2 protein-coding genes are annotated in these 1,654 nt (G+C 66.4%); both read right to left on the bottom strand.

The window, feature by feature from the left end; genetic code table 11:
* Positions 1 to 692 (bottom strand): 1-phosphofructokinase family hexose kinase (locus BFP96_RS02270; RefSeq protein ID WP_065935501.1); only part of this gene is annotated, 692 nt, incomplete at its 3' end.
* Positions 693 to 1,654: phosphoenolpyruvate--protein phosphotransferase (locus BFP96_RS02265; RefSeq protein ID WP_139113318.1), on the bottom strand; the 962-nt coding region annotated here is incomplete at its 5' end. It lies immediately after the preceding gene.

The raw sequence follows: 1,654 nt of genomic DNA, 5'->3' as shown, positions 1-1,654 counted from the left end.
TGCAGGGTCGCCCCCGAGCTGTACCAGCTCACGCCGGCAGCACCGTCCGAGACCACCACATGTTCCACGCCCTGTTGATGCAACTGGCGGATGGCATCGGTGGCGTTATCCAGCGCCTGGGCAAGCTCTTCAGTATTGGGCTTGACCATCCAGGGGCCCGCCTTCAACCCGGCGCGCAAGGCTTCGCCGCTGGTGTCCAGGGCCACTTTCAAACCGAGGTTTTTCAATTGCTCGATCAGTGCCTGAAACCATTGCGGGCTGACGCCACGCGGCAAGCTGCCGGCGACCACCACCGCGTCGAAGTCAGGGCCGATCAGCGCAAGTCGCTTGAGCAGTTCGGCTTGCGCCTGCTCGCTCACCAGCGGCCCCGGTGCGTTGATGTCGGTGACCCGGCCATCCTGTTCGGCAATCTTGATATTGCTGCGGGTTTCCCCCGGCACGCGAACGAACGCGTCGCCAAACCCACGGTGGGCGATCAGTGCTTCGAACGCCTGCGGGTTGTCCTCACCGAGAAAGCCGCCCACGGTCACCGCGTGGCCGAGGTCCGCCAGCACCTGCGCCACGTTCACGCCCTTGCCGGCGGCATGGGTGATGAGCGTTTCGCTGCGATTGACTGCACCGGGTTCCAGGCGCGCCAGGCGTACCGTGAGGTCCAACGCCGGGTTCAGCGTCAGGGTCAAAATCCTTGCCATTTACACGGCCTCCACTAGAGCACGTACTTCGGCGGGCGAGCCCACCGCGAGTGCCTGTTGCGCCAGGCCCTGGGCCTGGCTCAGGCTGAATTCACGCACCCGCGCCTTCACTTCGGGGATGCTGCGGGCCGACACGCTCAACTCGTCCACACCCAGGCCAATCAGCACCGGCACCGCCAGCGGGTCCGCCGCCAGCTCGCCGCACACGCCGACCCATTTGCCATGGGCATGGGCGGCACGCACGGTGATGTCGATCAGTTGCAGCACGGCCGGGTGCAGGCCATCGGCCTGGGCCGACAGTGTCGGGTGCCCACGGTCGATGGCCAGGGTGTATTGGGTCAGGTCGTTGGTGCCGACGCTGAAAAAGTCGACTTCCCGGGCGAGCACCGGCGCCAGCAGCGCGGCCGACGGCACTTCGATCATGATCCCCAGTTGCAGGTCGGCCACCGGGATTTCCAGGCGCAGACGCTCGGTCATGTCCCGAGCCGCGCGCCATTCATCCACGCTGCCGACCATGGGGAACATGATGCGCAACGGCCGGTTGTCCGCCGAACGCAACAGCGCGCGCAGTTGCGCTTCCATGATCTGCGGGCGTTGCAGGGTCAGGCGAATGCCGCGCACGCCGAGGAAGGGGTTTTCTTCCTCGGCAATCGGCCAGTACGGCAGCGGTTTATCGCCGCCCACATCGAGGGTGCGTACCACCAGCGGGCGCCCGTCAAGACCGTCGAGTACGCGGCGGTATTCAGCTTCCTGGGTGGCTTCGTCCGGCGCTTGCGGGTGGGCCATGAAAATCAGCTCGGTGCGTAACAGGCCGATGCCCTCGGCGCCCTGCTCCACCGCCGCGGCCACTCCGGCGCTTTCGCCGATATTGGCGAACACTTCCACCGCGTGGCCGTCGCGGGTCAGCGCCGGTTCATGGCGTTGCGCAGAGGCGGCTTGCAGGCGTTGTTCGCGGGTGTCGC

The organism is Pseudomonas sp. 34 E 7, assembly GCF_900005715.1.
GTDB classification, from domain to species: Bacteria; Pseudomonadota; Gammaproteobacteria; order Pseudomonadales; family Pseudomonadaceae; genus Aquipseudomonas; species Aquipseudomonas orientalis_A.
The sequence above is the reverse complement of the archived record's forward strand: the minus strand, read 5'-3'. Positions and strand labels throughout refer to the sequence as shown.